General features: G+C 77.2%; 3 protein-coding genes. All 3 read left to right on the top strand.

The window, feature by feature from the left end; translation table 11 throughout:
• Nucleotides 1–667, top strand: a 667-nt coding sequence (locus INE98_RS07175) for a protein imuA (protein ID WP_293537752.1), incomplete at its 5' end; no start/stop codon positions are given.
• Entirely contained in the window at nt 585–2,141 is a 1,557-nt protein-coding gene (locus INE98_RS07170) for a DNA polymerase Y family protein (protein WP_293537751.1), read from the top strand. The genes INE98_RS07175 and INE98_RS07170, both read left to right, overlap by 83 nt.
• A partial coding sequence (locus INE98_RS07165; protein WP_293537749.1) for a PHP domain-containing protein occupies nt 2,138–3,514 on the top strand: 1,377 nt, incomplete at its 3' end. The genes INE98_RS07170 and INE98_RS07165, both read left to right, overlap by 4 nt.

Genomic DNA, 3,514 nt, shown 5'->3' with positions numbered 1-3,514 from the left:
GCCCCTGGGCCAGTGGCACGAGATCGGCGGCGAGGGGGAGGAGGCCGAGACCGGGGCCGCCCCCGCCGCCTTCGCCGCCCGGCTGGCCGCCGCCCTGCTGGCCCGTCCGGACCAGCGCGGCCGCTCGGCGGTCTGGATCCTGCGCCGCGACGACCTCTTCCCCCCGGGACTGGCCGGCCTGGGCCTGCCGGCGGACCGGCTGGTGGGGGTCTGCGCCCGGGACGAGGACGAGGCCCTGGCCGTGGCCGAGGACGCCCTGGCCTCGCCGGGCGTGGGGGTGGTGCTGGCCGAGGTCGGCGCCGTGGACCTGACCGCCGGCCGCCGCCTGCAGCTGGCCTGCGAGGCGCGGGGCGGGACGGGGCTGATGCTGCTGCGCCGGCCCTTCGGCGGAGGCGCGGCGGCGACCACGGGTGGAACCGCGGCGGCCACCTGCTGGCGCGTATCACCGGCCGTCAGCGCCCCCGGCCCCGGCGGCCTGGGGCTGGGGGCGCCGCGCTGGCGCCTGCGCCTGGTCCGCAGCCGGGGCGGCCGGACCGGCGACTGGAGCGTGGAGGCCGGCGCAAGCGGGGACGAAGGAGAAGCCGATGTCGCGCATCCTCTGCGTCTGGTCGCCGAACTGGGCGATCGAGACCTGGCGGCGCCGGCGGCCCTCAGCGCCGCAGGCTGAGCCCTTCGCCCTGGTCGGCCCGGATCGCGGATTGAGGGTGCTGACCGCCGTCAGCCCGCAGGCCGCCGCCGTGGGCCTCTTTCCCGGCAAGAGGGTGACCGACGCCCAGGCCCTGCGCCCCGACCTGGTCCTGGCCGAGGCCGAGCCGGAGGCCGACGCCCGCGCCCTGGAGGCCCTGGCCGACTGGTGCGTGCGCTTTTCCCCCGCCGTGGCCCCCGACCCGCCGGACGGCCTCTTCCTCGACATCGGCGGGGTCGCCCACCTGTGGGGCGGCGAGGCGGAGATGGCCGCCGACCTGGCCGCCCGCCTGGCGCGGGACGGCCTGTCCGCCCGGATCGCCGTCGCCGACGCCGCCGGCGCGGCCTGGGCCCTGGCGCGGAGCCCGGCGGCGGCGACAGGTCCCCAGGTCCTGGCTCCGGGCAGGATGGAGGCCGAGCCTCTCGCGCCTGAACTGGCCGGCCTGCCCCTGGCGGCCCTGCGTCTGGAGCCGGCGGCGGTGGAGCGCCTCTCCCGGCTGGGCCTGAGGCGGATCGGCCAGCTGGCCGCCCTGCCCCGCGGCCCCCTGGCCAAGCGCTTCGGCGCCGGCGTCCTGCTGCGCCTGGACCAGGCCCTGGGCCGGGCCCCCGAGGCCCTGGCCTTCCGGCGCCCGCCCACCCCCTGGTTCTTTCGCCTGGACCTGGCCGAGCCGGTGAGCGCCCCGGAGGACCTGGCCCGCCTGTGCCGGGACGCCGCCCTTGGCCTGTGCGCGCGGCTGGAGGCGTCCGGACGCGGGGCCCGGCGCTTCCGCCTGGACTTCCACCGGGTGGACGGCGCGCCGGTGGGCCTGGAGCTGGGCCTGTCCCGGGCCGCCCGCGACCCGGAGCGCCTCGCCCGCCTCTTCCTGCCCCGGCTGGAGACCCTGGACCCCGGCTTCGGGATCGAGGCGGTGAGCCTGCAGGCGGCGGAGGCCGAGGTCCTGGCCCCCGGCCAGGCCGACCTGGCCAGCCTTCTGGAGCCCGTCGAGGGACCCGAGGCCCTGGCGCCCCTGATCGACCGGCTGACCGCCCGGCTCGGGACCCAGCGGGTCTGGCGCAGCCGGCCCCGGGCCAGCCATGTCCCTGAACGCTCGGTACGCCGGACCGCGGCCCTGGAGGTGGCGGCCGGCCCCGCCGGCGGCTGGCCCGCCTGGCGCCCCCGCCCCTTACGCCTCCTGCCCCGCCCCGAGCCCCTGGAGGCGGTGATCGCCCTGACCCCCGATGAGCCGCCCCGGCAGTTCCGCTGGCGCCGGCGGGTGCACCGCATCCACCTGGCCGAGGGGCCCGAGCGGATCGGCGCGGAGTGGTGGCGGGCCGGGATCGAGGCGGTGCGGACCGACCAGGTGCGCGACTACTACCGGGTGGAGGACCAGGACGGGACGCGGTTCTGGGTCTTCCGCTCGGGCCTTCACGACCATGACCGGCCGGTGCGCTGGTGGCTCCACGGCCTGTTCGGATGAGCCGCTACGCCGAGCTGGCGGCGGCCAGCAACTTCTCCTTCCTGCGCGCCGCCTCGCACCCCGAGGAGCTGGTGACGACCGCCGCCGCCCTGGGCCTGGAGGCCCTGGGGATCGCCGATCGCAACAGCGTCGCCGGCGTCGTCCGGGCCTGGGGGGCGGGGCGCAAGGCGGGCGGGTCCCTGAAGGTGCTGGCGGGCGCCCGCCTGGTCTTCGCCGACGGGACGCCGGACCTGATCTGCTATCCGCAGGACCGGGCGGCATGGGGGCGGCTGACCCGCCTCCTGACCCTGGGCAAGCGGCGGGCGCCCAAGGGCGGGTGCGACCTGTCCCTCGGCGACTTCCTGGACCATGCGGAGGGCCAGCTGGGCGTCGTCCTGCCTCCGGCGCCGGGGGAGGCCGGGGCGACGGACTTTCCCCGGCGGCTCCAGGCGCTGGCGTCGGCCCGGCGAGGATGGCTCTGGCTGGGGGGCGTGCGCCGCTACGGCCCCCGCGACCTGTCCGAACTGGCCCGGCTGGAGGCCCTGGGGGCGGCGGCCGGCGCGCCCCTGGTCGCGGCGGGCGAGGTGCTCTACCACGACGCCCGCCGGCGGCCCCTGCAGGACGTCCTGACCTGCATCCGCGAGGGCTGCACGATCCACGAGGCGGGGCTCAGGCTGGAGGCCAACGCCGAGCGCCGGCTGAAGTCCCCCGCCGAGATGGCGCGCCTGTTCGCCCGCTTCCCCGGCGCCGTCGAGCGCAGCCTGGAGATCGCCGGCCGGGTCGGCTTCGACCTGTCGGAGCTGCGCTACGAATATCCCGACGAGCCGGTCCCGGCGGGCAAGACCCCCATGCAGCACCTGCGCGACCTGGCCTGGGAAGGGGCGACCTGGCGCTTCGAGGCGGGCATGGGCGAGGCCGAGCGCCGGACCATCGCCCACGAGCTGGACCTCATCGAGAAGCTGGGCTTCGCCAACTACTTCCTGACCGTCCACGACATCGTCCGCTGGGCGCGGGCCCAGGGCATCCTCTGCCAGGGGCGCGGATCGGCGGCCAACTCCGTCGTCTGCTTCTGCCTGGGGATCACCGCCGTCGACCCGACCAAGAAGGACCAGGACCTGCTCTTCTCGCGCTTCATCTCCGAGGCCCGGGGCGAGCCGCCGGACATCGACGTGGACTTCGAGCACGAGCGCCGGGAAGAGGTGATGCAGTACCTCTTCAGCCGCTATGGCCGGGATCGGGCCGCCATCGCCGCCACGGTGATCCACTTCCGGCCGCGCATGGCCATCCGCCAGGTGGGCAAGGCCCTGGGCCTGACCGAGGACGTCACCGCCGCCCTGGCCGGCACGGTCTGGGGACCCTGGGGCGGCATGAGCCCGGACCCCTACATCCGCCAG

Source organism: Phenylobacterium sp. (assembly GCF_020253645.1).
GTDB lineage: Bacteria > Pseudomonadota > Alphaproteobacteria > Caulobacterales > Caulobacteraceae > Phenylobacterium.
This window is presented reverse-complemented; position numbering and strand designations above follow the sequence as displayed.

Bases quoted from the DNA above. Each gene is read 5' to 3' on its own strand.
- INE98_RS07170 (WP_293537751.1), top strand. From the start codon at position 585: ATGTCGCGCATCCTCTGCGTCTGGTCGCCGAACTGGGCGATCGAGACC.